This window comes from Pseudomonas sp. GW822-FHT06D10 (assembly GCF_058799535.1).
In genome coordinates, this window is record NZ_JBXALN010000001.1 from 525,242 (window position 1) to 551,240 (window position 25,999).

Genomic DNA, 25,999 nt, shown 5'->3' on the forward strand with positions numbered 1-25,999 from the left:
CAATGACTCTTTCCAACTCAAACCTGGCCCAGCAAACCTTGGTGGTGATTGGCGCCGGCAGCGGCATTGGCGCCGCAGTGGCGCGCCAGGCCGCGGCCCGTGGCGCTCGGGTGGTACTGGCGGGGCGCAGCCTCGAGGCCTTGCAGCGCCAGCAGGCACAGCTGCCGGAATCGGCCTGCAGCATCGCCGTGGACATTACCGATGCCGCCAGTCTCAAGGCCTTGTTCGCCAGGGTGGGGGCCTTCGATCACCTGGTGATCAGCGCCGGTCCGGCCATTGCCGCCAAGCCCCTGGCCGACACCGATCTGCTGGATGCCCAGCGGGCTTTCGAGGTGAAGTTCTGGGGCGTGTGGCGCGCGGTCCAGGCGGCGCTGCCGACACTCGCGCCGCAAGGCAGCATCAGCCTGACTTCGGGCCTGCTGTCGCGCAAAATGGTCCCCGGGCAAGTGCTCAAGACCACCCTCAACGCCGCCCTCGAAGCCCTGGGCAAGCACCTGGCCAAGGAGCTGGCGCCACGCCGGGTGAATGTCATCAGCCCCGGGGTCACCGCCACCGAAGCCTATGCCGGGATGCCCGAGGACGCCCGCGAAGCCATGTTCGCCCGCACCGGTGCCAACCTGCCGGTGGGCCGCGTCGGCCAGCCGGATGAGGTGGCGGCGGCCTTTATCCTGGCCATGGAGAACGGCTTTATCAGCGGGAGCCTGATCGATGTCGATGGTGGAGGCCTGCTATGAACTGGCGCTTCGATCACCTGGCGTTCAACTGCGCCGAGGGCGAGGCGTTGCAGCAGGCCTTCGCCGATCTGCTGGGCCTGCAAACGGGCCGGCGGCCGCCGTTTCCCTTTCCCGGGCGCTGGTTGTACCAGGGCGAGGCGGCGCTGGTGCACGTCATCGAACAGGCCCATTGCCCTGAGCCGCAACTGAGCCACATCGCCTTCAGTACCCAGGAGGCAGCCGAAGCCGTGTTGCGCCGGGTGCAGGCCAGTGGCCTGGAGCATCAAGTGGCGCAGGTGCCGGAAGACGGCATCTGGCAGATCTTCGTCCGCTTGCCCGGCGACCTGGTGCTGGAGTTGGATGCTCCGGCGATGGGGGCGTTGAGCATCAGCCACGACTACGCCGGACAAGGTGGGGCACCGGCCTGAGCCCAGCCATGAAAAAGCCCGTTGGAGCCGAGGCTCGAACGGGCTTTTGTCGTGGCCGGGGCCGTGTAGTGCCGCGGCTTAGCGGTTCAGGGTGCGGGTCATGCGCAGCGCCAGCAGGCTGCCGGCAACAATCACCCCGGCCAGCAGGTACAGCGCGGCGTCGGTGGAACCGGTGCTGTCCTTGACCCAGCCGACGATATAGGGGCTGAGGAAACCGGCCATCTGGCCCATGGAGTTGATCAGCGCCAGGCCACCGGCAGCTGCACCGGCGCTGAGCAGGGCAGTGGGCACCGGCCAGAACATCGGCAGGCCGGTGAGGGCACCCATGGTGGCGAGGGTCAGGCCGAGAATGGCGATGGCCGGGTTGGCGGCGAAGTTAACCGCGATCAGCAGCCCCACGGCGCCCATCAGCATCGGCACCACAAGGTGCCAGCGGCGCTCCTTGCGCAGGTCCGCCGAGCGCCCCACCAGCAGCATGAACACCGCCGCCAGCAGGTAGGGAATAGCGCTCAGCCAGCCGATCACCAGGTTGTCGGCAAACCCCAGGTTCTTGATGATCGACGGCAGCCAGAAGTTGATCGCGTAGACCCCGCTCTGGATGCAGAAGTAGATCAGGCCGAAGGCCCAGATCGCCGGGTTCTTGAACACCGCGGCCAGGGAGTCGCTGGCGGTCTTGGGCTGGTTGGCGAGGTCGCTGGCCTGGTCGGCCTCCAGCACTGCGCGTTCGGTCGGGGTCAGCCACTTGGCATGGGCGAAGCTGTCGCTGAGCAGGAAGAACGCCAGGGCGCCGAGGATCACGGTAGGAATGCCCTGCAGCAGGAACATCCACTGCCAGCCGGCGAGGCCGCCCTGGCCGGCGGCGAAGTGGTTGAGGATCCAGCCGGAAAACGGGCTGCCCAGCAGGCCGGACACCGGGATCGCCGACATGAACAGGGCCATGATCCGGCCACGGCGGAAGGTCGGGAACCACTGCGAGAGGTACAGCACCACGCCGGGGAAGAAGCCGGCTTCGGCGGCGCCGGTGAACAGGCGCAGGGTGTAGAACTGGGTCGGCGTGGTGACGAACAGCAGGCAGGTGGACAAGGTGCCCCAGGTGATCATCATCAGCGCGATCCAGCGCCGCGGGCCGAACCGGTTCAGTGCCAGGTTGCTCGGCACGCCGCACAGCACGTAGCCGATGAAGAAAATCCCGGCGCCCAGGCCGTAGACCGTTTCGCTGAATTTCAGGGCATCGAGCATCTGCAACTTGGCGAAGCCAACGTTGACCCGGTCGAGGTAGTTGAACAGGTAGCAGACGAAGATGAAGGGGATCAGGCGCAGGGTGATGCGCTTGTAGACGGCGTTCTTGTCGTCAGCCTGGGCCAGTGGGGCAGCGGCGCTCTGTGACATGGTGTGTCTCTCTTTATTATGATTTTTTGCGGTGCAAGGGTAACGTTGACCGCCCTGAGAGTCTCGGTCACCGGCGCGGGCCTGTCTTTGTGCCGGCGCACAGCGATTGGCCCCGGGCCCTGTGCCACTGAACAACGCCGCGTACCCCGCGGCCCGTCCCCGCAGCTGTAGCCGTCAAGGATCATCCCCCCATGTTCGAACTGGATCATGACCTGGCGCAGGATATCGTCGACCGCACGATGGCGATCCTGCCCTACAACGTCAACGTCATGGACAGCCAGGGCCTGATCCTTGGCAGCGGCGAGCCGGAGCGTATCAACACCCGGCACGAAGGCGCGCAACTGGTGCTGGCCAACGGCCGGGTGGTGGAGATCGACGAACCCACCGCGCGCCAGCTCAAGGGCGTGCAGCCGGGCATCAACCTGCCGTTGCTGCATGACCAGCGGCTGATCGGGGTGCTGGGCATTACCGGCGACCCGGCGCAGTTGCGCACCTATGCCGAACTGGTGCGCATGACCGCCGAGATGCTGGTGGGCCAGCGCCACCAGCAGGCCGAGCAGCAATGGCGGCGCCAGCGCTGCGACGACCTGCTGGCCCTGCTGCTGAGCGACGGCGGCGACTCACCGCGGCTGGTGGATGAAGCCCAGCAGATGGGCCTCAAGCCACAGCTGGCGCGTACGCCCTATCTGTTCGAACTGGCCCAGGAACCGGCCTCGGGGCAGGGCGTGGATAGCCTCAGCAGTTGGTTGCTGAGCCGCTATCCGGACAGCTGGTGCGTCAGCTCGTCGAAGAGTTCCCTGCTCTGGTGCCGCCCGGCGAGCCTGAGTCTGGACAACCCGCGGCTGCTGGAAAAGCTCGACGGTCAGGGCTGGAACATCCTGCGGGTGGCGGTGGGCGGGCAGGCCGAGGGCCTGGCCGGATTGCGCCGCTGCTACCGCCGGGTCGGCGACCTGCTGGCCTACGGCCGGGATATCCTGCCGGACGCGCGATTGCTCACCCTCAACCGCTACCGGCTGCCGGTGATGCTCTGGCGCCACCGCAACGATGACGCCCTGGACGAACTGCTGACGCCGTTGCGCAAGGTCCTGGCCAAGGACAGCAACGGCCAGTTGCTGGCGACCCTGCGCAGCTGGTGCGACCACGACGGCCAGAGCCAGGCCTGCGCCGATGCCCTGGGCATCCACCGCAACAGCCTGCGCTACCGCATGGAACGGATAGCCGAGCTCAGCGGCGTCGACCCCTTGCGCCTGGACGGCATGCTGGCTCTTTATCTTGGCGTCCAGCTGCTGCCCCACCGCAGCGAGCCGGCCTGATTTATCGCGCCGATCTCCACCATCGCCTATCCCGATCCAACAGGGGGGTAGCCGCTGCCGAGCCTTGGCGAGGCTGCGCAAAGGCCCGCAGGGCCTTGCCTGGCAATCTCCAGCTAAACCTGTATCGCTTCCAAGACCTTCGCGAGCGCTACGCGCCCGTTCGCAGCCTGCGGCAGCGGTTTCAACGCTAGGCGAGGTTGCGCGGTTGTAGCAATGAACAATAAAGCGCCCTCGGACTTGTGCAGTGGCCCGGGGTCAGCGCCTGCGCCAGATGGCAGCATGGCGGCACAAGAACCGGAGAAAACCCATGAAGATCATCATCGCCCCCGACTCGTTCAAGGACAGCCTGAGTGCCGAAGGCGTGGCCCAGGCCATTGCCCAGGGGCTGGCGGATGTGTGGCCCGACGCCGAGCTGTGCCAATGCCCCATGGCCGACGGTGGCGAAGGGACGGTGGAATCGATTCTCGCCGCCTGTGACGGGCAACTGCGCAGCAACCGGGTCCAGGGGCCGCTGGGAGCGATCGTGGAGGCGCGCTGGGGCTGGCTGCCCCAGAGCCACACGGCAATCATCGAAATGGCCGAGGCCAGTGGCCTGCAACTGCTGGCGCTGGAGCAGCGCGATGCGTGCAACAGCAGCACCTTCGGCACCGGGGAGCTGATCCAGGCCGCTCTGGAGGCCGGTGCCCGGCGCATCATCCTGGCCATCGGCGGCAGCGCCACCAACGACGGCGGCGCGGGGGCCCTGCAGGCGCTGGGGGTCAAGCTGCTGGACCGCCAGGGCCGGATACTGCCTCGCGGCGGCCTGGCCCTGGCCGACCTCGCCCACATCGAGCTGGATGCCATGGACCCGCGCCTGGCCCAGGTGCGCTTCGACATCGCCGCCGACGTCAACAACCCCCTGTGCGGCGAGCACGGCGCTTCAGCCATCTTCGGCCCGCAGAAAGGCGCCTCGGCGCAGCAGGTGCAGCAACTGGACCAGGCCCTGGGACACTTCGCCGACCTGTGCGCCCAGGTACTGCCCAAGGATGTGCGTGATGAACCTGGCAGCGGCGCGGCCGGTGGCCTGGGGTTTGCCGCCAAGGCGTTTCTCGGCGCGCAATTTCGTCCCGGGGTGGAAGTGGTGGCGGAACTGGTGGGCCTGGAACAGGCCGTGCGCGGTGCCGATCTGGTGATCACCGGTGAAGGTCGCTTCGACGCCCAGACCTTGCGCGGCAAGACCCCCTTTGGCGTGGCGCGCATCGCCCGTGAGCAGGGGGTTCCGGTGATTGTCATTGCCGGCACCCTGGGCGAGGGTTACCAGCAGATGTACGCCCACGGCGTGGATGCGGCCTTCGCCCTGACCTCAGGCCCCATGAGCCTGGAACAGGCCTGCCGCGAAGCCCCGCGCCTGCTGCGCGAACGCGCCGCCGACATCGCCCGCCTCTGGCGCCTGGCCAGCAACCACTAGGCACCCCGTAGGAGCTGGCTTGCCAGCGAATAGGCCCTCAAGCCTTGCCGCGCGCAAGAACGCCTTCGCCGGCAAGCCGGCTCCTACAGCCATCGCCCGTCAGTAAACCCCGCCTTCGCTGGTGGGGGTGTCCAGGGTCTTGTACTGGCCGGCCAGGCTCTGCAGGCCCTTCATCAGGACGGTGGTATCCACGCCCACCGCGACAAAATTCGCCCCCAACTCGATGCAGCGCCGCGCCAGTCGCTGATCGGCACTGAGAATCCCTGCGGCCTTGCCCGCCCGACGAATCCGCACGATGGCGTCTTCAATCGCGGCCACCACGTCCGGGTGCCCGGGGTTGCCCCGCTGGCCCATGGCCGCCGACAGATCCGCCGGGCCGATAAACACCCCGTCGACCCCGTCCACCGCGAGAATCTCATCCAGGTTGCGCAGGCCTTCGAGGTTCTCGATCTGCACCAGCAGGCACATCTGCTCGTCCGCCTGATCCAGGTAGCCGGCGATGCTGTTCCAGCGCGACGCCCGGGCCAGGGCGCTGCCTACGCCACGAACCCCCAGTGGCGGATAGCGCATGGCGCGCACCAGCTGGCGTGCCTGCTCGGCGCTTTCCACCATGGGGATCAACAGGGTCTGGGCGCCGATGTCCAGCAATTGCTTGATCAGCGCGGTATCGCCAATGGGCGGGCGGATAATGCCTTGGGCTGGGTAAGGGGCAATGGCCTGCAACTGCGCCAGCAGGCTGCGCAGATCGTTGGGCGCGTGTTCGCCGTCCAGCAGCAGCCAGTCGAAACCGGCGTTGGCCGCCAGCTCGGCACAGTAGCCGTCCGCCAGGCCCAGCCACAGGCCAATCTGCGGTTCGCGCTGTTGCAGGCGTTGCTTGAACAGGTTCAGTGGCATGTCCATGGCAGTCTCCTCAGACGAAACGGCAGGCAATGCTGCCCAACTGATCGTAGTCCACGTGGAATACATCTCCGGGACGGGCGGCCACCGGGCGAGTGAAGGAGCCGCCAAGAATGATCTGCCCGGCCTCCAGGCCGACGTCATAGGCCGCGAGCTTGTTGGCCAGCCAGGCCACGCCCTTGGCCGGGTGGTTGAGCACCGCGGCAGAGACCCCGGACTCCTCGATCACGCCATTGCGGTAGAGCACCGCCGGCACCTTGCGCAAATCCACATCCCCTGGACGCACGGCGCGGCCACCCATCACCACCCCGGCGTTGGCGGCATTGTCCGAGATGGTGTCGAAGACCTTGCGGGTGGCCTGGGTCTGCGGGTCCACCTGCTGGATGCGCGCATCGATGATCTCCAGCGCCGGGATCACCCAGTCGGTGGCGTCCAGCACATCGAACAGGGTGCAGTGGGGCCCCTTGAGCGGCTTGCCGAGGATGAACGCCAGTTCCACCTCGACCCGGGGCACGATGAAGCGCTGGAAGGGAATGTCGCTGCCTTCGTCGAACAGCATGTCGTCCAGCAGGGCGCCGAAATCCGGCTCGGTGATGTTCGAGGAAACCTGCATGGCCCGTGAGGTCAGGCCAATCTTGTGGCCCACCAGCTTGCGCCCGTCGCGGATTTTCTGTTCCACCCAGCTGCGCTGGATGGCGTAGGCATCTTCGATGCTGATAGCGGGGTATTGCAGGGACAGCTGGCCGATCTGTTCACGGCTGCGCTCGGCGGCGTTGAGGCGCGCGGCGGCGTCCTGGATATCCGAGGGGCTGAGCATGGTTATTTCTCCCGAGGGTTGACGATATGAGCCGGCACCTGGAGCACCAGCCAGGCGCCGCAGGCAATCAGCAGGGCCAGGGCGTAGAGGGCCAGGCTGGCGCTTTGGGTGGCGTCGCGCACCACGCCGATCAGGTAAGGGGCAAGGAACGCGGCGACGCTGCCGAAGGAACTGATCAGGGCGATACCCGCGGCCTGGGTGCTGCTGGCGAGAAAGGCCGGCGGCAGTTGCCAGAACATCGGCAAGGCGGCGCTGGCGCCCATGCCCGCCACCAGCAGGCCGAACATCACCAGCCAGGGGTTGTCCGGGGCCAGCCCGGTGAGGATCAGCCCCAGGCTGGACATCAGCAGCGGCACCCCCAGGTGCCAGCGACGTTCGCGCAGGCGGTCCGAGGAGCGGCCGACGCCGAGCATGAACAGGCAGCCTGCCAGGTAGGGCAGGGCACTGAGCAGGCCGACATTGCTGTCCCGGGCGATGCCGGCGTGGTGGATCAGGGTCGGCATCCAGAAGGCGATGGTGTTCACCGCCAGCATCACCGCGAAGTAGATGCACACCAGCAGCCAGACGTGGCGGTCCCTGAGGATGCCGCTGAAACGGGTGATGGACTTGTGCTGTTCTTCCTGTTGCAGGGCCTGCAGCAGCCAGGTCTTCTGCGCCGGGGTCAGCCAGCCCACCTGTTCGATGCTTTCCGGCAGGGCCTTGAGCACCACCAGGCCCAGCAGCACCACCGGCAGGCCTTCGATGAGGAACATCCACTGCCAGCCGCGCAGGCCGCCGAAGTCGTGGAAGCTTTCCAGGATCCACCCGGAGAGGGGGCCGCCAATGACTCCGGCCATGGGCACGGCGATGGCGAACAGGGCGGTGACCTGGCCGCGGCGGCTGGCCGGGAACCAGCGGTTGAGCAGCACCAGGATGCCGGGGAAGAAGCCGGCCTCGGCGACCCCCAGCAGAAAGCGCAAAACATAGAAGCCCCAGGCGCTGTCCACCAGCATCAGGGCGCTGGACAGCAGGCCCCAGACCAGCATCAGGAAGGCGATCCAGCGCCGTGGGCCGACCCGGTCCAGGGCCAGGTTGCTGGGCACCCCGAACAGCGCGTAGGCGACGAAGAACAGCCCGGCACCCAGGCCATAGACGCTGTCGCTGAAGCCCAGGTCCTGGGTCATCTGCAGCTTGGCGAAACCGATGTTGATGCGGTCCAGGTGAGCAAAGATGTAGCAGACGAACAACAGCGGCATCAGCCGCCAGGTGATCTTGCGATAGCAGTCATCGACCTCGGCGACCGGCGCCGTGGCAAGGGTTGAGTGGGGCATGGCAATGATCTCGTTATTGTTCTTGTGTGGGTGGCCGGCCTGCAGGAGCCGGCTTGCCGGCGAAGGCGGATCCGGGGCTGGCACAAGGCCTGAGGGCCGCTTCGCTGGCGAGCCGGTTCCTACCGGCGGCTACCCTCAGGCTTGTCCGCGCAGGAACTCGTGCACGTTGTTGTGCTTGAAGTTCAGCTCGGCATCCAGCTCGCTCATTTCGAACGACAGGGCCAAGAGGCGCTGGCCCTGAAGCTTGTCGAAGTGCGCCTTGATGATCTCGAACAGGCCCTCGGCGACCTGGCGCCGTGTGGCCAGGTCGCGGCCGGCTCCCACTTGCAGGCGCATGTGGACGAAGGCGTAGTCGTGCTTGCCGTCGGCCATGCGCCAGGTGTCCAGGCGCACTCCGCGGCTGCGGATGCCCCCCAGGGGGAACACCCCAGTGGCGCCCAGGTAGTCATGGACCTTTTCGAACAGCCCCGGCAGGTCGGCGGCCTGTTCGATGTTGTCGGTGTATTCAGCGATGAAATGCGGCATGGGGAACTCCTTCGCAAGTGGCCGGCGGGAACCCGGCCGCTTGCGAGTCAGGGTGGCAGCTGGGCCTAGACAGGGAAGATGGCGTTGATCTGGCCGGTGCCGGAGCTGCCGAACAGCGGAGTGACGATCTCCGCTGGGCGGTTGTATTCAGGCCCGCCCAACAGCCCCAGGAGCATGGCCGTATCGTGCATTCCGCCCTCGCCATGACAGCTGCTGGCGTAGTCCGGGAGCATGGCGCAGAACTCGCGGAAGCGGCCCTGCTGCCACAGCTCCACCACCCGCTGGTCCACCTGCTTGTCGAATTCCCGGGTCCAGTTGTGGATGTTGGCCTCGGCCTCGCGGTCGTTGGAGAAACGGTGGGAGAGGGAACCCGACGCCAGCACCAGGACCTTGCGATCGCTCTTCTCGATGGCCCGGCGCACCGCGGCGCCAAAGGTGAAGCTGTCTTCGAGGCGGTGCCAGGCGCACCAGGCGGCGATGGACACCACCTTCAAGTGCTCGACAGCGGGCACGTCCATGTGCATGTAGCGCATGGGCACCAGGGTGCCGTACTCCAGTTCCAGGCTGGGAATGTTGTGGGCCAGGGTGCGCACGTCGGCGGCATTGGCCTCGGCGGCGATCAGCTCACCCAGCGCCGGGCAGCCCTGGTAGTCGTAGGTCATGTTCTTGATGAAGTGCGGCAGCTCGTTGCTGGTGTAGGTGCCGTTGAACGCCTCGCCGCAGTTGATGTGGTACCCGCTGTTGACCAGCCAGTGCACATCGAACACCACCGCGGTGTCGGCCCCCAGCTCCCGGGCCCGGCGGGCGATCTCCTTGTGCCCGGCAATGGCCGCCTCACGGCAGCCGTGGTGTTTGCCCGGCAGTTCGGACAGGTACATCGATGGTACGTGGCAGACCTTGGCGGCCATGACGACTTCGCCCATGGTGCTTCTCCTGAAACATCTTCTTGTTGGGGTGATCCGGGACGGTTCTGAACCTTACACGCCCCAGCGCGGTATGTGGTGGCTGCCCATGGAGAGGCAGACGTTCTTGATCTCGGCAAAGACCTCGAAGCTGTATTCGCCGCCTTCGCGACCGGTGCCCGAACCCTTGATGCCGCCGAAGGGCTGGCGCAGGTCGCGCACGTTCTGGCTGTTGATGAACACCATGCCGGCCTCGATGCCACGGGCCAGGCGATGGGCCTTGCCGATGTCCTGGGTCCAGATGTAGGAGGCCAGGCCGTACTCGGTGTCGTTGGCCAGTTGCAGGGCCTGGGCCTCGTCCTTGAACGGGATCAGGCACACCACCGGGCCGAAGATCTCTTCCTGGGCGATGCGCATCTTGTTGTCCACGTCGGCGAACACCGTGGGCTGGATGAACTGCCCGCGGGCCAGGTGCGCCGGCAGGTTGGCCGGGCGTTCCAGGCCGCCGGCCAGCAGGGTCGCGCCTTCTTCCAGGCCGATGCGGATATAGCCGGTGACCTTGTCGTAGTGGGCCTGGGTGATCATCGAGCCGACCTGGGTCTTGGGGTCCTGCGGGTCACCGACGATCAGGCGCCTGGCCCTGGCGGCGAACTCCTTGACGAACTGCGGGTAGACGCTTTCCTGGATGAAGATCCGGCTGCCGGCGGTGCAGCGCTCGCCGTTCAGGGAAAAGATGGTGAACAGCGCGGCGTCCAGGGCCCGTTCCAGGTCGGCGTCTTCGAAGATCAGCACCGGCGACTTGCCGCCCAGTTCCATGGAGTACTTCTTCAGGCCCGCGGTCTGCATGATCTTCTTGCCGGTGGCGGTGCCGCCGGTGAAGGAAATCGCCCGCACGTCCGGGTGGCGCACCAGGGCATCGCCGGCGGTGGCGCCATAGCCCTGGACGATGTTCAGCACCCCGGCGGGAATCCCGGCTTCCACCGCCAGCCGGCCCAGCTCATTGGCGGTCAGCGGCGACAGTTCGCTCATCTTCAGCACCGCGGTATTGCCCAGGGCCAGGCACGGCGCGGTCTTCCAGGTGGCGGTCATGAACGGCACGTTCCATGGCGACACCAGGGCGCAGACGCCCACCGGCTGGTACAGGGTGTAGTTGAGCATCTGGTCGTCCACCGGATAGCTGTGGCCATCCATGCGGGTGCAGACCTCGGCGAAGAAATCGAAGTTGTGGGAGGCCCGGGGAATCAGCACGTTGCGGGTCTGGTGGATTGGCAGGCCGGTGTCCAGGGTTTCCAGCTCCGCCAGGTGCGGCACGTTCTCTTCGATCAGCGCACCCAGGCGGCGCATCAGCCGGGCGCGCACCGATGCCGGGGTATTGGCCCATTTCGGAAAGGCGTCCTTGGCCGCCGCTACCGCCTGGGCGATTTCCTCGGCGCCGCCGCTGGCCACCTCGCCAATGGCTTCACCGGTGGCGGGGTTGTAGTTGGTGAACACTTCGCGGCTTTCGACTTCGCGGCCGTTGATCCAGTGCTTGATCATTTATGCGTGCTCCTTGGCCACGGCAGTGGGCTCCGGGTGGGCGTGATGGGTGAAGAATTCGCTTTCGCTGACGATGCGGTTGACCAGCCGGCCGATGCCTTCGATTTCCACCACCACCTCATCGCCGGGCACCACGTCGGACAGGCCTTCGGGGGTGCCGGTGGCGATCATGTCCCCCGGTTGCAGGGTCATGAAGCCGGACAGGTATTCGATCAGGTAGGGGATGTCGAAGATCATGTCGGCGGTGCTGCCTTGCTGGCGCAACTCGCCGTTGACCCAGGTGCGCAGGGTCAGGTTGTTGGGTTCGGGTACCTGGGCCGCGTCGATGATCCACGGGCCTACCGGGGTGGTGGCATCGCGGTTCTTCACCCGCAGGTTGGGCCGGTAGTAGTTCTCCAGGTAGTCGCGGATCGCATAGTCGTTGCACAGGGTGTAGCCGGCCAGGTAGTCCAGGGCATCCTCGCGCTTGACGTTGCGCGCGGTCTTGCCGATCACCGCCACCAGCTCGCACTCGTAGTGCATGTAGGCGACGTTGTCCGGGCGCCAGGTCACCTGTTTGTGGCCGGTGTAGGTGCCGGGAGACTTGATGAACACCAGCGGTTCGGTGGGCGGCTTGAAGGCCAGCTCGGCGGCGTGGTCGGCATAGTTCAGGCCCAGGGCGAACATGGTCCCGGTGGCCGGTGGCAGCCACTGCACCTGGTCTTCGGCCAGGACCCGGCCGTCTTCCAGTTGCAGGGTGTTGGGGCCGGTGACCAGGGCCTGGTGGACCTGGCCCTGATAACGAATGCGTGCATGTTTCATGTCGGTTCCTTATTCGGCCACGATGGTGTTGGCGAGGCGGCCCAGGCCGCTGATCTGCACTTCGACCCGATCGCCGGGGCGTACATCGACCCGGCCTTCCGGAGTGCCGGTGATCAGCACGTCACCGGGGTGCAGGGTCATGAACTCGCTGATCTCGGCAATCAGCTGGGGAATGCTGCGCACCAGGTTGGCGGTGCTGTTGTGCTGCACCCGCTCGCCGTTGACCCACAGCTCCAGGCTCAGGGCATGGGGGTCGGCCACCTCGGCGGCCGGTACCAGTTCCGGGCCCATGGCGCAGAAGCCGTCCCGGCACTTGGCCTTGACCGCGGGGCGGTAGTAGCTGTCTTCCGGCAGGCTGAATTCGTTGACGATGGTGTAGCCGGCCACGTGTTCCAGGGCGTCTTCCAGGCGCACCCGGCTGGCGCGCTTGCCGATCACCACGCCCAGGGCCGGGCCGGGCTGCAGGCGCTCCACACCTTGGGGAAACACCACCGGCGCCTCATGGCTGTTGCGGGTGTTGGGGGTCTTGATGAACAGCACCGGCTTCACCGGCGGCTTTTGGTAGGGCGGCTGGGTGAAGCTCTGCAGATGGCTCTGCAGCAACCCCTGGTAGTTCAGCGCAACGCCGAACAGGGTGCCGCCGGCGTGATCGTTCAGTGCACGGCTCATCGGGCTCTCCTGGTGTCCGTACCCGTAGCGGCTTGCCGCTGGCGGGTCGATTTCGTTAATGTGTTAACGTTATATTTAATATGTTAACGATCGTCAAGCGATGGACTGCCCGCTTCCATCCCGCAGTGGCGGGCAAGCCGCGAATCACGCAGGATGCGCAGGGTCCGCGTGGATCAAAATAAAAAACAGAAGGGCGCCATGAACCCACGCCAACCGATTCCCAACATCAACATCGGTCAGGTCTACGACCAGCGTTACGCCGATGCCCAGGTGCACTACGACAAGCTCAGCAACCTGGCCGGCTTCTTCGGTCGCAACATGCCGGTGCATCGCCACGACCGTTTCTTCCAGGTGCATTACGTGCAGAGCGGCGCGGTGCGGGTCTACCTCGACGACCAGCAGTATCTGGAGTCGGGGCCGATGTTCTTCCTGACCCCGCCGACCATTCCCCACGCCTTCGTCACCGAGGCCGACAGCGAAGGCCATGTGCTGACCGTGCGCCAGCAACTGGTGTGGGAGTTGATCGGCGCCGACCCGGCACTGGCCCCGGCGCCCCAGGTGCCGCCGGTGTGCGTGGCCCTGGCGCGCCTGGGGCCGCAGTTCGCCGGCGAAGTACGACGCCTGGAGGGCCTGTTCCATGAATTGCAGCGGGAGATTGCCGGGCAGGGCCCGGGGCGCGAGCCGGCGCTGGAAGCCCTGACCCGGCTGCTGATGATCAGCCTGCTGCGGTTGTCGGCCAACTCCCTGACGGCGCGCCCGGCACGCCATGAAGACCTGCAGATCTTCCACCGCTTCAACGAGCTGATCGAGGCCCGCTACCTGGAGCACTGGCCCCTGGGCCGCTACGCCAGCAGCCTGGGAGTGACCGAGGCGCGGCTCAATGATGTCTGCCGGCGCATCGCCGACCTGCCGTCCAAGCGCCTGGTGCATGAACGGGTGATGCAGGAGTCCAAACGCCTGCTGCTGTTCACTGGCAGCTCGATCAACGAAATCTGCTACCAGCTGGGCTTCAAGGACCCGGCCTATTTCAGCCGGTTTTTCCAGCGTTACGCCAAGACCGCGCCGGGGGAATACCGCTTGCGCCAGGGGCAGGCGCCTGCCCCTGGCGCAAATGCGCCGGGTGCCTGATCCCTGGGGCAGGGCTGATGCCATGGAGCCGCGCCCAGGCAACTGACCCTGGCGGTATTCGCCGCCTGGCGGGCGTGGCAGAATCCGCGCCTTTGCCCGACAAGGAGCGTCGTCATGCTGCGTACCGTTGTGTTGCCCCTGCTGGTGCTTGGCGCCTTGCCGTGCCTGGCCCGGGAGCTGCCGGAGCTGACGCCGCTGTGGTTGCAACAGGAGGGCTGGATCGGCGCGTGCGACAACCGCCGCGACTGCCAACTGCTCTACGCGCCGAACATCGATTTTGCCGAGCGGGTCAACCACCTGACCCTGAAAATCCGCAGCCAGGCCGGCCCCGAAGGCCCGTTGCAACTGCAACTGGAGCATCAGGGCGCGCCATTGGAACTCGGTGCATTGCGCCTGGATGGCCAGCCGCTGGAGCCCGGCTTGCTGGCGGCGCTGGTCCAGGAAGTGGAAGCCCCCGACAGCACCCGTGAACAACAGTACTACCGGGTTGATGACCAGCCCCTGGCCCGGCAATGGCTGGCGCGGCTGCGGGCCGGGCAGGTGCTGGAGCTGCCGGGAGAGGAGCCGGCCCAGGTACTGCTCAAGGGGTTGCCGGACTTGCTGCAACGGGTGGACCAGGTGCAGCAGCGCCAGGGCACGGTCAGCGCCCTGGCGGCGCCCGGCGAACAGCCGGCCAGCGCGGTGCCCGGGTTGCAGCCGGCCGCGGCATTGCGCCCCTATCCCGGGGTGAAACCCCTCGGCGCCCGAGAGCGCATCGGGCTGCTGGCGGCGGTGCGCAAAACCTTGCCGCCGGCAAAGACCGAAGATGCCGACGACTACGTCATGCCACCGAGGATCGAGGTCTATCCGCTGACCGCGCAGCAGGCGCTGGTCTTCGAGTTCTCCGATTGCGGTGCCTACATCTGCCTGTTCGATATCAGCAGCCGCTCGCGCACGGCGCCCTATGCGCTGCAGCCCCTGCAGATGCAGGCGTTGCCGGCCGGCAGCGTCGACCATGCCGGGGGCCTCAACTATTACCCCGAGACCGGCGAGCTCAGCAGTTTCCTCATGGGCCGCGGGATAGGCGACTGCGGTGAAATGGCCAGTTGGCACTTCGATGGCCAGGCCTTCCAGCTCACCGACTATCGGCGCATGCCCACCTGCAGCGGCCTGGGCTACGAAGACTGGCCGGTGCTCTGGAGCGCCGAGGCACCCAAGCGCCCCTGAGCCCCGGCATCAGGTGCAAGCTTCGCCTTGAAGCACGTTGCTCGGTTGCGCCGGTGCCGTGCCCAGCACCAGGTCCGCGGCCTTTTCGCCGATCATGATTGCCGCCGCATTGGTGTTGCCGGTGATCAGGCTCGGCATGATCGAGGCGTCCGCCACCCGCAGCCCCTGCAGGCCGTGGACCCGCAACTGGTCGTCCACCACCGCCTGTTCGTCGTGGCCCATCTTGCAGCTGCCCACCGGGTGAAACACCGTGCCCAGGTGCTGGCGGATCCATTGCTCGATCTGCTCCTGGCTCTGCACCTGCGGGCCGGGTACCAGCTCGCCCTTGAGGCGTTGGGAGAAGGCCCGGGTCGCTGCCAGCTGGCGCACCAGGCGCAAGCCGGCCACCAGCTTGCGCAGGTCCTCGGGGTGGCTGAGGAAGTTGGCGTCGATCAGCGGCTTGTCGTGCGGGTCGGCGGAGTTCAGGCGCACCCGGCCGCGGCTCTGCGGGTGCATCACCGCCACATGCAGGCTGATGCCATGGCCCACGGGGATCAGGCGCTGGGGCTGGTTCTTCAGGGCCGGGGCGACGATCAGCCCCAGTTCCGGCACCGGGTCCTCGGGCGCAAGGCGCAGGAAGGCTCCGGACTCGACGGTGTTGGAGGTCAGCGGGCCCTGGCGCCGGGTCAGGTACTGCCAGGGTGAGCGGGCCAGGGGCAGCAGGCCCTTGGCGGAAATGCCGTAGCCCAGCTCGGGGTCGCTGCGGTACATCAGCACGATGTCCTGGTGATCCTGCAGGTTGAGCCCGACCCCTGGCAGCGGGTGGCGGGAAACGATCCCGTGGCGCGCAAGCTCCTCGGCCGGGCCGATGCCGGAGAGCAACAGCAGTTGCGGTGAGTTGATCGCCCCGGCGCACAGGATCACTTCCCGGCGTGCCTGCAGTTGCCAGACCCGGCCGTCCTGGCTGATTTCCACACCGCTGGCACGAGTGCCTTGCAGCAACACCCGGTGGGTCAGGGTGCTGCTCAGTACCGTCAGGTTCTGCCGGTGCAGGATCGGGTGCAGGAAGGCCCGTGCCGCGCTGCAGCGCTCGCCGTTGATCTGGGTGACATGGAAGGGCCCGAAGCCTTCCTGCTCCGGGCCATTGAAGTCCGGGTTGTAGCTCCAGCCCAGCTCGGTGGCGGCCTGGTAGAACACCTGATTGACCGGGCTCGGGCTGCGCTGCTCGGCGACGTTGAGCTCGCCGTGCTGGCCGTGCCACGGCGAGGTGCCGGGTTCGAAATGCTCCGAGCGCTTGAAGTAGGGCAGCAGTTCGTCATGGCTCCAGCCCTGGTTGCCGGCGGCGGCCCAGCGGTCGAAGTCCAGGCGATGGCCGCGGATATAGATCATGCCGTTGATCGCGCTGGAGCCGCCCCAGACCCGGCCCCGGGGGCAGGGGATCGGCACGTCGCCACTGCTGGTCTGTGGGCTGAACTGGTGCATCCAGTTCCAGCGCGGGTTGGCGATCAGGCGGATGATCCCTGCCGGGGTACGCACATAGGCAGCGGGCAGCAGGGTGCGGTCGCTGGGCCCGGCTTCGATCAGGCACACCTGGACCTTGGGATCGGCGGACAGCCGGTTGGCCAGCACGCAACCGGCGGAACCGGCGCCCACCACGATGTAGTCGAAGGTCTGCGTGGTTGTTTCACTCATCGGAGGTACCTCGTTGGCAGTCACAGAAATCCATCTCAGAGCCCCAGCAGCGAGCCGACGTCGAGGGTCACTTGCAGGCCGACGACAAAGCCGTTGCCGCTCAGCTCGCGGGCTTCGGGGTTGTAGAAGTTGTCCGGGTTGACCAGGTACTGGACGCTGGGCTCCAGGGCCAGTTGCCGGGTCAGGGCGATATGGGCGTTGGCTTCCAGTGCGTAGACATTGCGTTCGCCCAGGCGCGGGTCGCCGCCGTTGGCGATGCGGGCCTGCTGCTGGAAGCGCAGCTGGTGGTCGTTGAGGCGCAGGTAGCTGGCCTTGAGGTTGAGCTTGTCCTGGGGCCGGTCGAAGGGTGCGAGGTAGGTCAGCCCGGCCTCGGCGAACTGGCTGAAGGGCTGCTTGTCATCGGCCGCCGCCGACAGCGAACCGAACAGCAGCAGGGCCTGGGGCGCACTGCCGGTACCGGCGTCGGCACGCCACAGTGCCTGCTGGAACTTGAAGAAGGCACCGCCGGTGCCGAAGTCCATGGCCCCGGTCAGCGGGTCCACCTGCTTGGAGGTGTTGTAGTAGCCGTTGAGCTCGTAGTGGGAGCTGTAGGCATCGCGGTTCTGGCTGCCGATTCCCAGCAGCAGGCTGGTGCCGCTGGCGTCGTCGGTACTGAAATCCAGGCCCTTGCGCTCCTTCAGGTAGTCCACCGGGTTGGACTCGAAGGCGCCGCCATGTACGTACCACTGGGGCGTCAGCTGGTATTTCAGGTAGCCGCCCCAACTGCCGTAGGGCGGCGGCAGGATGCCGGTGGAAGAGTCGATGATCGGGTCGTTGCAGGTCACCGTGCTTTCGCAGTTGTAGATATAGAAGTAGCGCCGGGCGTTGGTCCGCCCCAGGCTCAGGTCGACCCGGCCGTCGAGCCAGGTCTGCTGGTAGGTCAGCAGGCTCAACTGGTTGCTGGTGAGGTCGTTGTGGATCGGCGCGCCGCCGAAGTAGCTGCCGGCGGCGCCCTGCCAGTTGCGCGAGGTGGGCACGCCGGTCTCGTGGTCGAGGATGAACAGCGTCTGCTCGAAGTGCAGGGCCGCGCCGTCGAGGCCGGCGAAGGTCCCCAGATCGATATCGGCGCCGACGAACAGGTCGCCGCTGTTGCCGAAACTATGGGGCCGGGGGCCCGTGTCCAGGTTCTTCATGGCCAGGCTGAGGAACTGCACATGGGGCGTGATGCCATGATCGGCCAGGTAGTCCCCCAGGCCGGACAGCGGGCCGGTACGCGGCGTGGGCGGCGTCTGGGCAAGGCAATCAAGGGGCAGCAGCAAGGCGGCCAGCAGCGGGCACAGCGCATAGGTTGCATTCATGTCGGGTACTCGTTTCTTGTTGTTTTTGTCTTGAGTGTCGGTTGCACATCGTTTGTTCAGGCATCGGCCAGGGCCGGGGTCGGGTTGACCAGCACCTTGATCTGGCTCTTGTCTTGCAACAGCGCCTGGAAGCCTTGTTCCACCGCCTGTTCCAGGGCCAGGCAGCGGGTGACCGCCCGACTCAGGTCCAGGCGCCCGCTGGCCAGCAGCTCGATCAGTTCGGGGTACACGTGGCGGTAGCCGACGCTGCCGAGCAGGCGCAACTCGTTGTTCACCAGGTGGAAGGCATCGAACTGCACGTCGCCCATCAAGCCCACCAGCACCGCTTCGCCGCCCTTGCGCAGGCAGTGCAGGGCATGGCTCAGGGTCTGCTGGCTGCCGGCGGCCTCAAAGGCGCTGTCGATACCACCGGCGCTCAGTTGCCGCAGGCGTGCCTGCAGTTGCGGGTCGGCGCCGTCCAGGGCCTCAGAGGCGCCGAACTCCAGGGCCAGGCGCCGGCGCTCGGGGTCCAGGTCCACGGCGTAGATCCGTTCCACCCCCCGCAATCGTGCCAGTAGCACCAGCAGCAGGCCGATGGGCCCCAGGCCGAACACCGCGCAACTGTCGCCGGCCATCAGGCTGCTCTGGTTCAAGGCGTGGTAGGCCACCGCTGCCGGCTCCAGCACGGCGGCCTGCTTGAAGCTGACGCTGTCCGGCAGCAGGTGCAGCATGTAGGCCGGTACCACCGCCTGTTCGGCAAAGCCGCCGTCGCCCATCAGGCCGATAAAGCCCATGGATTCACAGAGGTTGTACTGGCCCATCTGGCAGTACGAGCACTCGCCGCAGCGGTATTCGGGTTCCACCGCCACCCGCTGGCCCAATAGCCGTGCATCCACGCCCTGGCCCAGGGCTACTACCTGGCCGCAGAACTCGTGGCCCAGGGTCAGCGGCGCCCGGCAACCGGACAGCGGGTGAGCCACCTGCTGAGGTATGGAGTGAGGGCCGTCGGCGTACTCATGCAGGTCGCTGCCGCAGATGCCGCAGTAGGCGACTTGCAGCAGCACCTCGCCGGGGCCGGGCTGGCGCGGTTCCAGCTGAGTCAGGCGCAGGTCGCGGGCGGCATGCCATTGCAGTGCTTTGATCATGGGTTTCCTCCCAGGCTCGGGCTGGGTGCAGGGTTGGGGCCGGGGTGCCGGCGTTGTTGGCGGGCCAGTACCGCGGGGGCGGTTTCCTTGAGGAACAGGGCCAGCACGGCGGCCAGCAATGCGCCGGTGCAGGACATCCACATGACGATCGACAGGCCGAAGCGGTCGGCGGCGAAGCCGGCAATGGTCGGAGCGATGAAGCCGCCCACCAGCTCGCCGATGCCCATGATCATGCCCAGGGCCGTGGCCATGACTTCGCGGGGCACGGTTTCCGCGGGGATGGTGGCCATGAACAGGGTGAAGCAGCCCAGGCCGGTGTAGGTCAGCAGCATCAGCACCCCGAGCATCCAGGGCGACGAGGCGTAGAGCAGGGCGATGGGACAGCAAGCGGCAATCAGCGAGAACAGCACCAGGGTCGGGCGCCGGCCGAGGCGGTCGGAGATTGCCGGCACGCCGAAGCCCCAGAGCACCCAGGCGCCTCCCAGGCAGCTCATCACCGTGCCCATGCTGGCCGGGCTGTAGTCGCGAACCTTGACCAGGAAGGTCGGGGTGAAGGAAATCAGGATGATGAACCAGGTCAGGAACACGCAGCTGATGAGGGTGCAGAGCACGATGTTGCGGCTCTTGAGCAGGGCCAGGCGATGGCTGCCACCCGGGCTGGACGGGGTGTGCGCTCGCGGTTCGTGTCGCGGTGGGTCGGGCTGCACGTAGCGCCAGATCAGCAGGGCGATCAGTAGCCCGGGAATCAGCGAAATGATGAAGGCGTGGCGCCAGCCGTAGGCTTCGGCCAGGGCGATCAGCACCGGCGGGCCGATCACCGCGCCCAACAGGCCCGCCGCCGACCCTTGCAGCAGGCCCATGTTCAGGCCCCGGCGATGGGGCGAGGAGGCTTCCACCATCAGCGACTGGGAGAGCGGCAGGATCGGCCCCTCGGCCAGCCCCATGATGGCGCGGAACAGCAAAAGGCTGAGAAAGCCGGTGACCAGCCCGGACAGCGCCGAGCACAGGGAAAACAGGATCACCGCGACGATCAGCAACGGCTTGCGCACGCCCCGGCGGTCCGACCAGGCACCCACCAGGGCCCCGGACACCGCCCAGGCCAGGGCCAGGATCGACGACAGCATGCCCAGGTGGCTGTTGCTCAGTTGCAACTCGTCAGCCATGAAGGGGAACAGGAAGGACAGCGCCAGACGATCGAAAAAGACGAAACCGAAGGTCAGGAACAGCACCCCCAGCAAGGTGTTCTCGTAACCGGCCTTGTTGTTTTTATAAGCCATGGTGGTTCTCCGAAGGAGGCGTGGGCAGCGCCGGTCAGCGGAACAGGGTGTCGATATGGGCGGCGCCCAGGCCGATCTTTTCGTAGTGGGCGCGGCACATGGCGATGTAGGAGTGCACGTCGAAGTAGCCGTCGGGTTCGCCCTGTTCGTCGAGCCAGATCAGCGGACCCTTGACGATGAAGAACACCCGCATCGGCTGCTCATGCTCATAGGCCACCAGGGTGTGGCCTTCGCCCGGGGTCTCGTAGACGAAGTCCCCGGCGGTGGCGGTCCACTCGTGCTCCAGGTAGCCCCATTTGCCGGACAGGGTGTAGGCGAAGACTTCGTGGGGGTGGTAGTGGCGGTTCACCAGCCCGGCGCTGCGGGCCAGGAGAATGTCGCACCAGCGGTTTTCGCTGGGGGAGATCCACAGTGGCCGTGAGGACACGGTCTCGGTGAAGGGCACGTACAGGCTCAGGTCGTCGCTGGCGGCGTCGGGCAGGTAGACCTCCGGCTTGGCGTCGGGCTTGAAGCAGTTGGCGATCGGTTGCAGGTCTTTCCAGAATTCACGGTGGGCGGCTTCGGGCATGGTGGGCCTCGGTTGTTGTTATGGGAGGAGCCTGGGCAGCCGGGCAGGGCGGCCATGGGGGTACGGCGCAGACTTTAGGTCGGGAGCGGGGCAAGGGTTTGCACGGATCGGACTGGTTGTTTGTCTGTTTCGGACGGCTTTTTTCCTACGGCCGATAGAGAGCCGATGACGCGCTCAAAGCGACCGGGTCCCACTGCGTTTCAAGTTGACAGGCTATATAGTTCAGATGTTAATGAATGGCCGCAGCCCGCAGTGCCTGCGGCCCCAGGTGTCCGGACACTGCCTTGCCGTCCGGGGAACATCCCGCCGCCATGAGAAGAACAACAATGTCTCCATGCGCCTTGCTCGAAACCCGGCATGCCAGCACCCAGGCCGTCGACCTGGATCAACGCCTGGCCTTCTGGGAGGACTACAACGCCAGCACCCTGGTGGGGCTCAAGTGCAACTCCTACGCCGAGGGCGGTTTCGCCGCCAGCCAGGACAACCTGCAATTGAGCGCCATGCGCCTGGCCCGCATCGTCGGCAACGAACACGTGGTGGAGCGCGACACCTCGATGATCCGCGGCGTGCCCAAGGAGTCGATCTTCGTGTCCCTGGTCACCGGCAGCGGTTCGTTCTTCTACCAGGATGGCGCCTGCCAGGTGCTGGAGCCGGGGGAGCTGGTGGTCTACCGCACCGACAAGCCCTACCTGTTCGGCTTTTCCGGGGCCATGCGCCAGTTCATCTTCGACATTCCCCAGCAGCAGTTCGCCGAACGCTGCCTGAAACGCTTCGACCGGCCTTTGCGGATCAGCGTCGAAAGCGGGGTCCAGCGCCTGTTGCTGCGCACCCTGGGCGAACGTACCCGGGGCTTTTTCCAGCAGCCCCTGTGCGCCGAGGCCGAGGCTTATCAGGAGCAGGCCTTCGAGCTTCTGGCCAGCATCATTGCCGGGCATGTGGGGGAACGGCCAATCAACGCCCTGAGCGCCTCCTACCTGCTGGCGGCCAAGCAATGCATCCATGAACAGCTGGCCGACCCGACCCTGAGCTGCGAGCGGGTGGCGGCCCAGACCGGCATTTCCACCCGGCACCTGGCCCGGTTGTTCGCCCTGGAAGAAACGCTACCCAGCCGCTTCATTCTGGAAAAACGCCTGCAACAGGCCCGTCAACTGCTGTGCAGCAGCCAGGGAGCGGGCCTGGATATCAGCGAGATCGCCTACCGGCACGGCTTTGCCAGCCAGGCGCATTTTGCCCGGGCCTTCAAGAGCCGCTTCCAGCAAACCCCCAGTGAGGCACGCGCCCTTGGGGTAGCCGCAACCCTGGCAAGCCCGGCAGCCGAAAGCGTCGGTCAAGCCTGTGGCGACAATCTCCGGGGCCTGGAGCAAGGCAACTGACCCGCCCGGGCCACACTGTTGCAGCAAGTAGCCCAGGGGAGCGGGGGAAGAATGGCCGGTTGGGCAGGGCGGCGTTCCGCTGGCTGGAGCCCGGGCTCCGGGGAACGCCGTTGGTGGATGCCGCCGCTCGGGTGGCGGGGCTTGCCCGTTCCGGCGCCAGAGCGGGGGTCAGCGCCCGGCAGCCTCCATGGCTTGGGCTTGAAGGTCGAGCAACTGGCGTTGAAAGGTCACGAATGGCTCCTTGGGCTGTTGCAGGCGTACGAACTCCAGCATCGGGTCGGCGACGGCGGTGCGGATTCCCGACAGCGCCTCCAGGGTGGCCAGGCCGCAAAACGGTACGTAGGCCTCGGAGTAGCCGCCTTCATGCACCAGCACCAGGCGCCCTCGGCACAGGCGCTCGGCAGCATCCTTCAGGCACTGGGTCATCTCGCGGAACGAGTCACTGTGCAGCAGCATCCGCGCCAGGGGGTCCACGGCGTTGGCGTCATAGCCACAGGCGACAATGATCAGTTCCGGCTCGAAGCGCTCCAGGGCCGGTATCACGATGCGCTGCATGGCGTACAGGTAGGCGTCGTGGCCACTGCCCGGCAGCAGCGGGATATTGATGTTGCAGCCCAGGCCGGCGCCGCGCCCGCGGTCCTGTTCACCGCCATAGCCCGGAGGGAAGCAACCGTCCTGGTGCAGGGACAGGGTCAGCACGTCGGCCCGCTCCTCGAAGATCGACTGGGTGCCGTTGCCGTGGTGCACGTCCCAGTCGATGACCGCTACCTTGCCCAGTCCATGACGGGCCTTGGCGGCCTCGATGGCGATGGCGATGTTGGCCAGGAAACAGAAGCCCATGGCCTGGTCGCGGGTGCAGTGGTGTCCCGGTGGACGGGACAGGGAATAGGCGTTATCGGCTTCGCCGCTGAGCACGGCGTCTACGGCGGCCATGGCCAGCCCGGCGGACAGCTGGGCGATTTCATAGCTGCCCGGGCCCACCGGCGCCTCGTCGCCGAGGTGACCGCCACCGGCGTCGCTCAAGGCCTTGAAACGCTGCAGGTAGGCAGCACTGTGGACCCGCATCAGGTCGTCTTCGGTGGCCGCTGCGGCGCTGCGCAGGTGCAACTGTCGGGTCAGGCCGGAGACATCCATCAGGCTTTTCAAACGGCGTTTGGTTTCCGGTGATTCGGCGTGCCCGGCGGCGGCTGGCGGCTGTACCCAGCCACCCACCGGCAGGGTCAGGACGTGGGGGCCGCCGCTGTGCCACAGGCTGAGTTCGTCGAAGAAAAACGCGCTTTTACAGGTCATGGTGATATCCATTTTTCAGGGTGGAATTTACAACGCGACAGCGGCTGGCCCAGGCCCTCGGTGCCAGGGGCACCAGGGCACCGAGAGCGTTAGCGTGCAGGCCGGCAACTGAGTACCAGGGCCATGGACAGCAGGGTGATTGCGGCGCCCGCCAGCAGCAGCTCGTGGAAGCCGCCGCTGCCTTCGATCAGCCGCCCGGCGATGGTCGGGCCTATGGCCAGGCCGGCGCTGATCACCAGGTTGGAGGCGTTCATCAGGCGGCCGCTGCGATCCATTTCGGCCATGCGCGCGAGGATCAGCGGCAGGATGAAGGTCCAGGTGAACTTGAACACCAGCGCCGCCAGGGCAAAGCGCGCCAGTTGCGGCTGGCCCAGAAGCAGCAGCACCGAGCCGGCCATCAGGCCGTAGCCCAGCAGGAGCAGGGCGCTACGGGGCAGGCGATCGCCGAACAGGGTGGCGCACAGGGCGCCAGCAATGCCCATCAGGGTGGCGATGGCCAGCACGTCGCCGCTGGTCTGTGCCGAAAGGCCGGACTGGCCACCGATGGCGCCGATGAAGGTCCAGACCCCGCTGAGGCTGATGTAGAAGGTCAGGATGCCGAGAATCCCCAGGGTGGCCTTGGCCCTGGAAACCGGCGGGGCCTTGGCTTCATGGCTGGCGGCCTTCGCCGCGCCCGCTGGAAAGCTGCGAGCCAGGGGCAGGCACAGCAGCATCAGCAGCGCCATGATCAGGTAACAGGCACCCAGGCCGAAGCGCTCGAAGAGCATGGGCAGCAGGCTCAGGCCGATGGCCCCCAGCACCAGCTGGCCCATCACCCAGAAGCCGTAGGCGCGACTGGGGTTGGGGCTGGCGGCGGCGCTGGCCAGGCAGATGATCATCAGCGAGCCGCCGGCCAGGGCACTGCACGAGCGTGCGATCAGCAGCAGGGAATAGTCGTTGGCGAGCATCGACAGCAGGTTGGCGAGGATGAACAGCAGGGCGCTGCACAGCGCCGCGCGGCGCCAGTCGATGTGTTTCAGCCACCAGATGGCGGGCAGCGTGGCCAGGCTCATGGCCCCCAGCTCGGCGGAAAACAGGTCGCCGATCTGGGTCGGGCTCAGTTGCCACTGGCTGGCCAGTTGCGCGGCAATGGCCGGGGCCGTCAGCAGCACCGCGGGGGTGATGGCGGCGAACAGCACGATGGCCGCCTGGAGCCCGAGGGGCTGGCGGGTGATCGGCGGGTTCTGGCTCAAGGCGGGGTTCTGGGTGTTCATGGACAGGCTCCTAAGGCAAGGGGGTCAGAACACATGGACCAGGCGCAGCAGGGCGTCGGTGCCGGCAAAGCCGTTCTGGGTGGCGACGTTCTGCGACAGGCCGAACATCAGCTGGTTCTGCTTGTCCAGCCAGTGGCCGAGCTCGAACCCGACCTGGGTGTAGCGCTTGTGGGTGTCGTCGATGCGCCGGTCGTTGATCCGCAGTTCGCCGCCATCGGCGTGGATCAGGCGCAGGGCACCATAGGTGGCGGGGGTGAAGTCGTAAGAGGCGAAGGCCTGCAGGCGGTAGAGCGGGTCCTGCTTGAGGTCGCTGCCGAAGTAGTCGTCGTTGGTGCCATAGAGCTGGGCTTCCAGGTTGGCCTCCAGCACCCACTTTTCCCCCAGGCCCTGGGTGTAGTTGTAGACAAAGGTCGCGCCCCAGCGGTTGGCCCCGGGGGAGACGTCGGGGTTGCGCCCGTGGTACTCGCCCACGGGCAGCGTGATCAGGGTCAGCAGGCCGCTGTAGGTGCGGGTTTGCGGCTGGTTGATGAAGAACAGCGTGCCGCCCACCTGGGGGTCGCCAAAGCCGCTTTCGCCGGTGTGGCGTTCGGCGCCGGGCAGGCGCGCGTCGATATCGGCGAAGGGCACGATGAACTGCGGGGTACAGAGGGTGCCGCACAGGTCGCTGAAGAACACTTGGCGGTAGGCCATGGCATTGACTCGCAGCTCGGCCTTGCCCGTGCTGTCGGCCGGGCCGTGGAAATCACCGGCGCGGGTGGCGGGCAGGTACAGCACGCCCAGGCTGGTGCCCGCTGGGGCGGCGAAGAAGTCCCGGGCATTGAGGTCGGCGGCGTTCAGTGAAAGGCTGGCCAGGGTAGCCGTCAGGGCCAGGGTGATGCGGGGCACGGGCGTGGTCATGGGCGGTGCGTCTCTTGTTGGAGTTGTTGTTCGGCGAACGGCTCGCCGGCACACGGCAGGGGCTGGAAAAAGGGCAAAGGCTGCCCGTGGCCGTCACATTCGACGGCACTGATCAAGGGTGGTCAGGG

Annotated in this window: 24 protein-coding genes; 7 read left to right on the plus strand and 17 right to left on the minus strand. The window is 66.7% G+C overall.

Translation table 11 applies throughout. The features are described 5' to 3' along the window. Nucleotides 1-2 precede the first annotated feature (2 nt). Together AC1RL5_RS02360 and AC1RL5_RS02365 are read left to right on the plus strand one after the other, a co-directional pair. The gene (locus AC1RL5_RS02360; protein ID WP_072450156.1) at nucleotides 3-734 is read left to right on the plus strand and encodes an SDR family oxidoreductase; all 732 of its coding nucleotides are present in this window, start codon (nucleotides 3-5) and stop codon (nucleotides 732-734) included. Beyond that, nucleotides 731-1,141: a VOC family protein gene (locus tag AC1RL5_RS02365; RefSeq protein WP_072450157.1), complete on the plus strand. Its 411-nt coding sequence runs from the start codon at nucleotides 731-733 to the stop codon at nucleotides 1,139-1,141. Before AC1RL5_RS02360 ends, AC1RL5_RS02365 begins: the two co-directional genes overlap by 4 nt. 78 nt (nucleotides 1,142-1,219) lie before the next feature. Here the strand turns inward: AC1RL5_RS02365 and AC1RL5_RS02370 are convergent, their stop codons facing one another. Beyond that, complete coding sequence (locus AC1RL5_RS02370; RefSeq protein ID WP_011061662.1) at nucleotides 1,220-2,530, minus strand: MFS transporter; 1,311 nt, start codon at nucleotides 2,528-2,530, stop codon at nucleotides 1,220-1,222. Nucleotides 2,531-2,721: 191 nt separating this feature from the next. Between AC1RL5_RS02370 and AC1RL5_RS02375 the strand changes: the two genes are divergently transcribed. Continuing rightward, nucleotides 2,722-3,843, plus strand: coding sequence for a sugar diacid recognition domain-containing protein (locus AC1RL5_RS02375; RefSeq protein ID WP_011061661.1), 1,122 nt, complete (start codon nucleotides 2,722-2,724; stop codon nucleotides 3,841-3,843). A gap of 307 nt (nucleotides 3,844-4,150) precedes the next feature. Then, the gene (locus tag AC1RL5_RS02380; RefSeq protein WP_041118529.1) at nucleotides 4,151-5,290 is read left to right on the plus strand and encodes a glycerate kinase; all 1,140 of its coding nucleotides are present in this window, start codon (nucleotides 4,151-4,153) and stop codon (nucleotides 5,288-5,290) included. Nucleotides 5,291-5,389: 99 nt separating this feature from the next. On the opposite strand, the gene hpaI is transcribed toward AC1RL5_RS02380, so the two are convergent. From hpaI to AC1RL5_RS02420, 8 genes are all read right to left on the minus strand, one after another. Next, on the minus strand, nucleotides 5,390-6,190 hold the full coding sequence (hpaI, locus tag AC1RL5_RS02385) for a 4-hydroxy-2-oxoheptanedioate aldolase (RefSeq protein ID WP_053158925.1): 801 nt from the start codon (nucleotides 6,188-6,190) through the stop codon (nucleotides 5,390-5,392). Between the two features lie 10 nt (nucleotides 6,191-6,200). Further along, a complete protein-coding gene (hpaH, locus tag AC1RL5_RS02390) occupies nucleotides 6,201-7,004 on the minus strand; it encodes a 2-oxo-hept-4-ene-1,7-dioate hydratase (protein ID WP_072450158.1) in 804 nt (267 codons plus the stop codon). Nucleotides 7,005-7,006: 2 nt separating this feature from the next. After that, a complete protein-coding gene (locus AC1RL5_RS02395) occupies nucleotides 7,007-8,314 on the minus strand; it encodes an MFS transporter (RefSeq protein ID WP_011061657.1) in 1,308 nt (435 codons plus the stop codon). A gap of 135 nt (nucleotides 8,315-8,449) precedes the next feature. After that, nucleotides 8,450-8,839 (minus strand): 5-carboxymethyl-2-hydroxymuconate Delta-isomerase, encoded by a 390-nt coding sequence (locus AC1RL5_RS02400; RefSeq protein WP_072450159.1) that lies wholly within the window; start codon nucleotides 8,837-8,839, stop codon nucleotides 8,450-8,452. Nucleotides 8,840-8,904: 65 nt separating this feature from the next. Next, nucleotides 8,905-9,762 (minus strand): 3,4-dihydroxyphenylacetate 2,3-dioxygenase, encoded by an 858-nt coding sequence (gene hpaD, locus AC1RL5_RS02405; protein WP_210670963.1) that lies wholly within the window; start codon nucleotides 9,760-9,762, stop codon nucleotides 8,905-8,907. Between the two features lie 54 nt (nucleotides 9,763-9,816). Next, the gene (gene hpaE / locus AC1RL5_RS02410; protein WP_015635872.1) at nucleotides 9,817-11,277 is read right to left on the minus strand and encodes a 5-carboxymethyl-2-hydroxymuconate semialdehyde dehydrogenase; all 1,461 of its coding nucleotides are present in this window, start codon (nucleotides 11,275-11,277) and stop codon (nucleotides 9,817-9,819) included. Continuing rightward, the gene (locus AC1RL5_RS02415; RefSeq protein WP_019095470.1) at nucleotides 11,278-12,078 is read right to left on the minus strand and encodes a fumarylacetoacetate hydrolase family protein; all 801 of its coding nucleotides are present in this window, start codon (nucleotides 12,076-12,078) and stop codon (nucleotides 11,278-11,280) included. A gap of 9 nt (nucleotides 12,079-12,087) precedes the next feature. Then, the gene (locus tag AC1RL5_RS02420) at nucleotides 12,088-12,747 is read right to left on the minus strand and encodes a fumarylacetoacetate hydrolase family protein (RefSeq protein ID WP_492588978.1); all 660 of its coding nucleotides are present in this window, start codon (nucleotides 12,745-12,747) and stop codon (nucleotides 12,088-12,090) included. A 198-nt stretch (nucleotides 12,748-12,945) separates the two neighbouring features. On the opposite strand from AC1RL5_RS02420, the gene hpaA reads away from it, so the two are divergent. Continuing rightward, on the plus strand, nucleotides 12,946-13,875 hold the full coding sequence (gene hpaA / locus AC1RL5_RS02425; RefSeq protein ID WP_011061651.1) for a 4-hydroxyphenylacetate catabolism regulatory protein HpaA: 930 nt from the start codon (nucleotides 12,946-12,948) through the stop codon (nucleotides 13,873-13,875). A 114-nt stretch (nucleotides 13,876-13,989) separates the two neighbouring features. Then, entirely contained in the window at nucleotides 13,990-15,081 is a 1,092-nt protein-coding gene (locus tag AC1RL5_RS02430; RefSeq protein WP_123577910.1) for a DUF1176 domain-containing protein, read from the plus strand. Between the two features lie 9 nt (nucleotides 15,082-15,090). Here the strand turns inward: AC1RL5_RS02430 and AC1RL5_RS02435 are convergent, their stop codons facing one another. The 5 genes from AC1RL5_RS02435 to AC1RL5_RS02455 are packed head-to-tail and all read right to left on the minus strand — an operon-like array spanning nucleotide 15,091 to nucleotide 21,058. Beyond that, on the minus strand, nucleotides 15,091-16,752 hold the full coding sequence (locus AC1RL5_RS02435; protein WP_145711918.1) for a GMC family oxidoreductase N-terminal domain-containing protein: 1,662 nt from the start codon (nucleotides 16,750-16,752) through the stop codon (nucleotides 15,091-15,093). A 35-nt stretch (nucleotides 16,753-16,787) separates the two neighbouring features. Then, the gene (locus tag AC1RL5_RS02440; protein WP_103290953.1) at nucleotides 16,788-18,089 is read right to left on the minus strand and encodes a carbohydrate porin; all 1,302 of its coding nucleotides are present in this window, start codon (nucleotides 18,087-18,089) and stop codon (nucleotides 16,788-16,790) included. 56 nt (nucleotides 18,090-18,145) lie between these two features. Next, nucleotides 18,146-19,210: a 2,3-butanediol dehydrogenase gene (locus AC1RL5_RS02445; RefSeq protein WP_145712217.1), complete on the minus strand. Its 1,065-nt coding sequence runs from the start codon at nucleotides 19,208-19,210 to the stop codon at nucleotides 18,146-18,148. Next, entirely contained in the window at nucleotides 19,210-20,490 is a 1,281-nt protein-coding gene (locus AC1RL5_RS02450; protein WP_492588977.1) for an MFS transporter, read from the minus strand. Before AC1RL5_RS02450 ends, AC1RL5_RS02445 begins: the two co-directional genes overlap by 1 nt. A gap of 34 nt (nucleotides 20,491-20,524) precedes the next feature. Beyond that, on the minus strand, nucleotides 20,525-21,058 hold the full coding sequence (locus AC1RL5_RS02455; protein WP_011061645.1) for a 2,4'-dihydroxyacetophenone dioxygenase family protein: 534 nt from the start codon (nucleotides 21,056-21,058) through the stop codon (nucleotides 20,525-20,527). Between the two features lie 326 nt (nucleotides 21,059-21,384). Between AC1RL5_RS02455 and AC1RL5_RS02460 the strand changes: the two genes are divergently transcribed. Next, nucleotides 21,385-22,431 (plus strand): helix-turn-helix domain-containing protein, encoded by a 1,047-nt coding sequence (locus AC1RL5_RS02460; protein WP_072450165.1) that lies wholly within the window; start codon nucleotides 21,385-21,387, stop codon nucleotides 22,429-22,431. A 168-nt stretch (nucleotides 22,432-22,599) separates the two neighbouring features. Here the strand turns inward: AC1RL5_RS02460 and AC1RL5_RS02465 are convergent, their stop codons facing one another. From AC1RL5_RS02465 to AC1RL5_RS02475, 3 genes are all read right to left on the minus strand, one after another. After that, nucleotides 22,600-23,721: a class II histone deacetylase gene (locus AC1RL5_RS02465; protein WP_492588976.1), complete on the minus strand. Its 1,122-nt coding sequence runs from the start codon at nucleotides 23,719-23,721 to the stop codon at nucleotides 22,600-22,602. A gap of 89 nt (nucleotides 23,722-23,810) precedes the next feature. Beyond that, nucleotides 23,811-24,974, minus strand: coding sequence for an MFS transporter (locus AC1RL5_RS02470; RefSeq protein WP_492588975.1), 1,164 nt, complete (start codon nucleotides 24,972-24,974; stop codon nucleotides 23,811-23,813). Between the two features lie 24 nt (nucleotides 24,975-24,998). Continuing rightward, complete coding sequence (locus tag AC1RL5_RS02475; RefSeq protein ID WP_015635863.1) at nucleotides 24,999-25,871, minus strand: transporter; 873 nt, start codon at nucleotides 25,869-25,871, stop codon at nucleotides 24,999-25,001. Nucleotides 25,872-25,999: the final 128 nt, after the last annotated feature.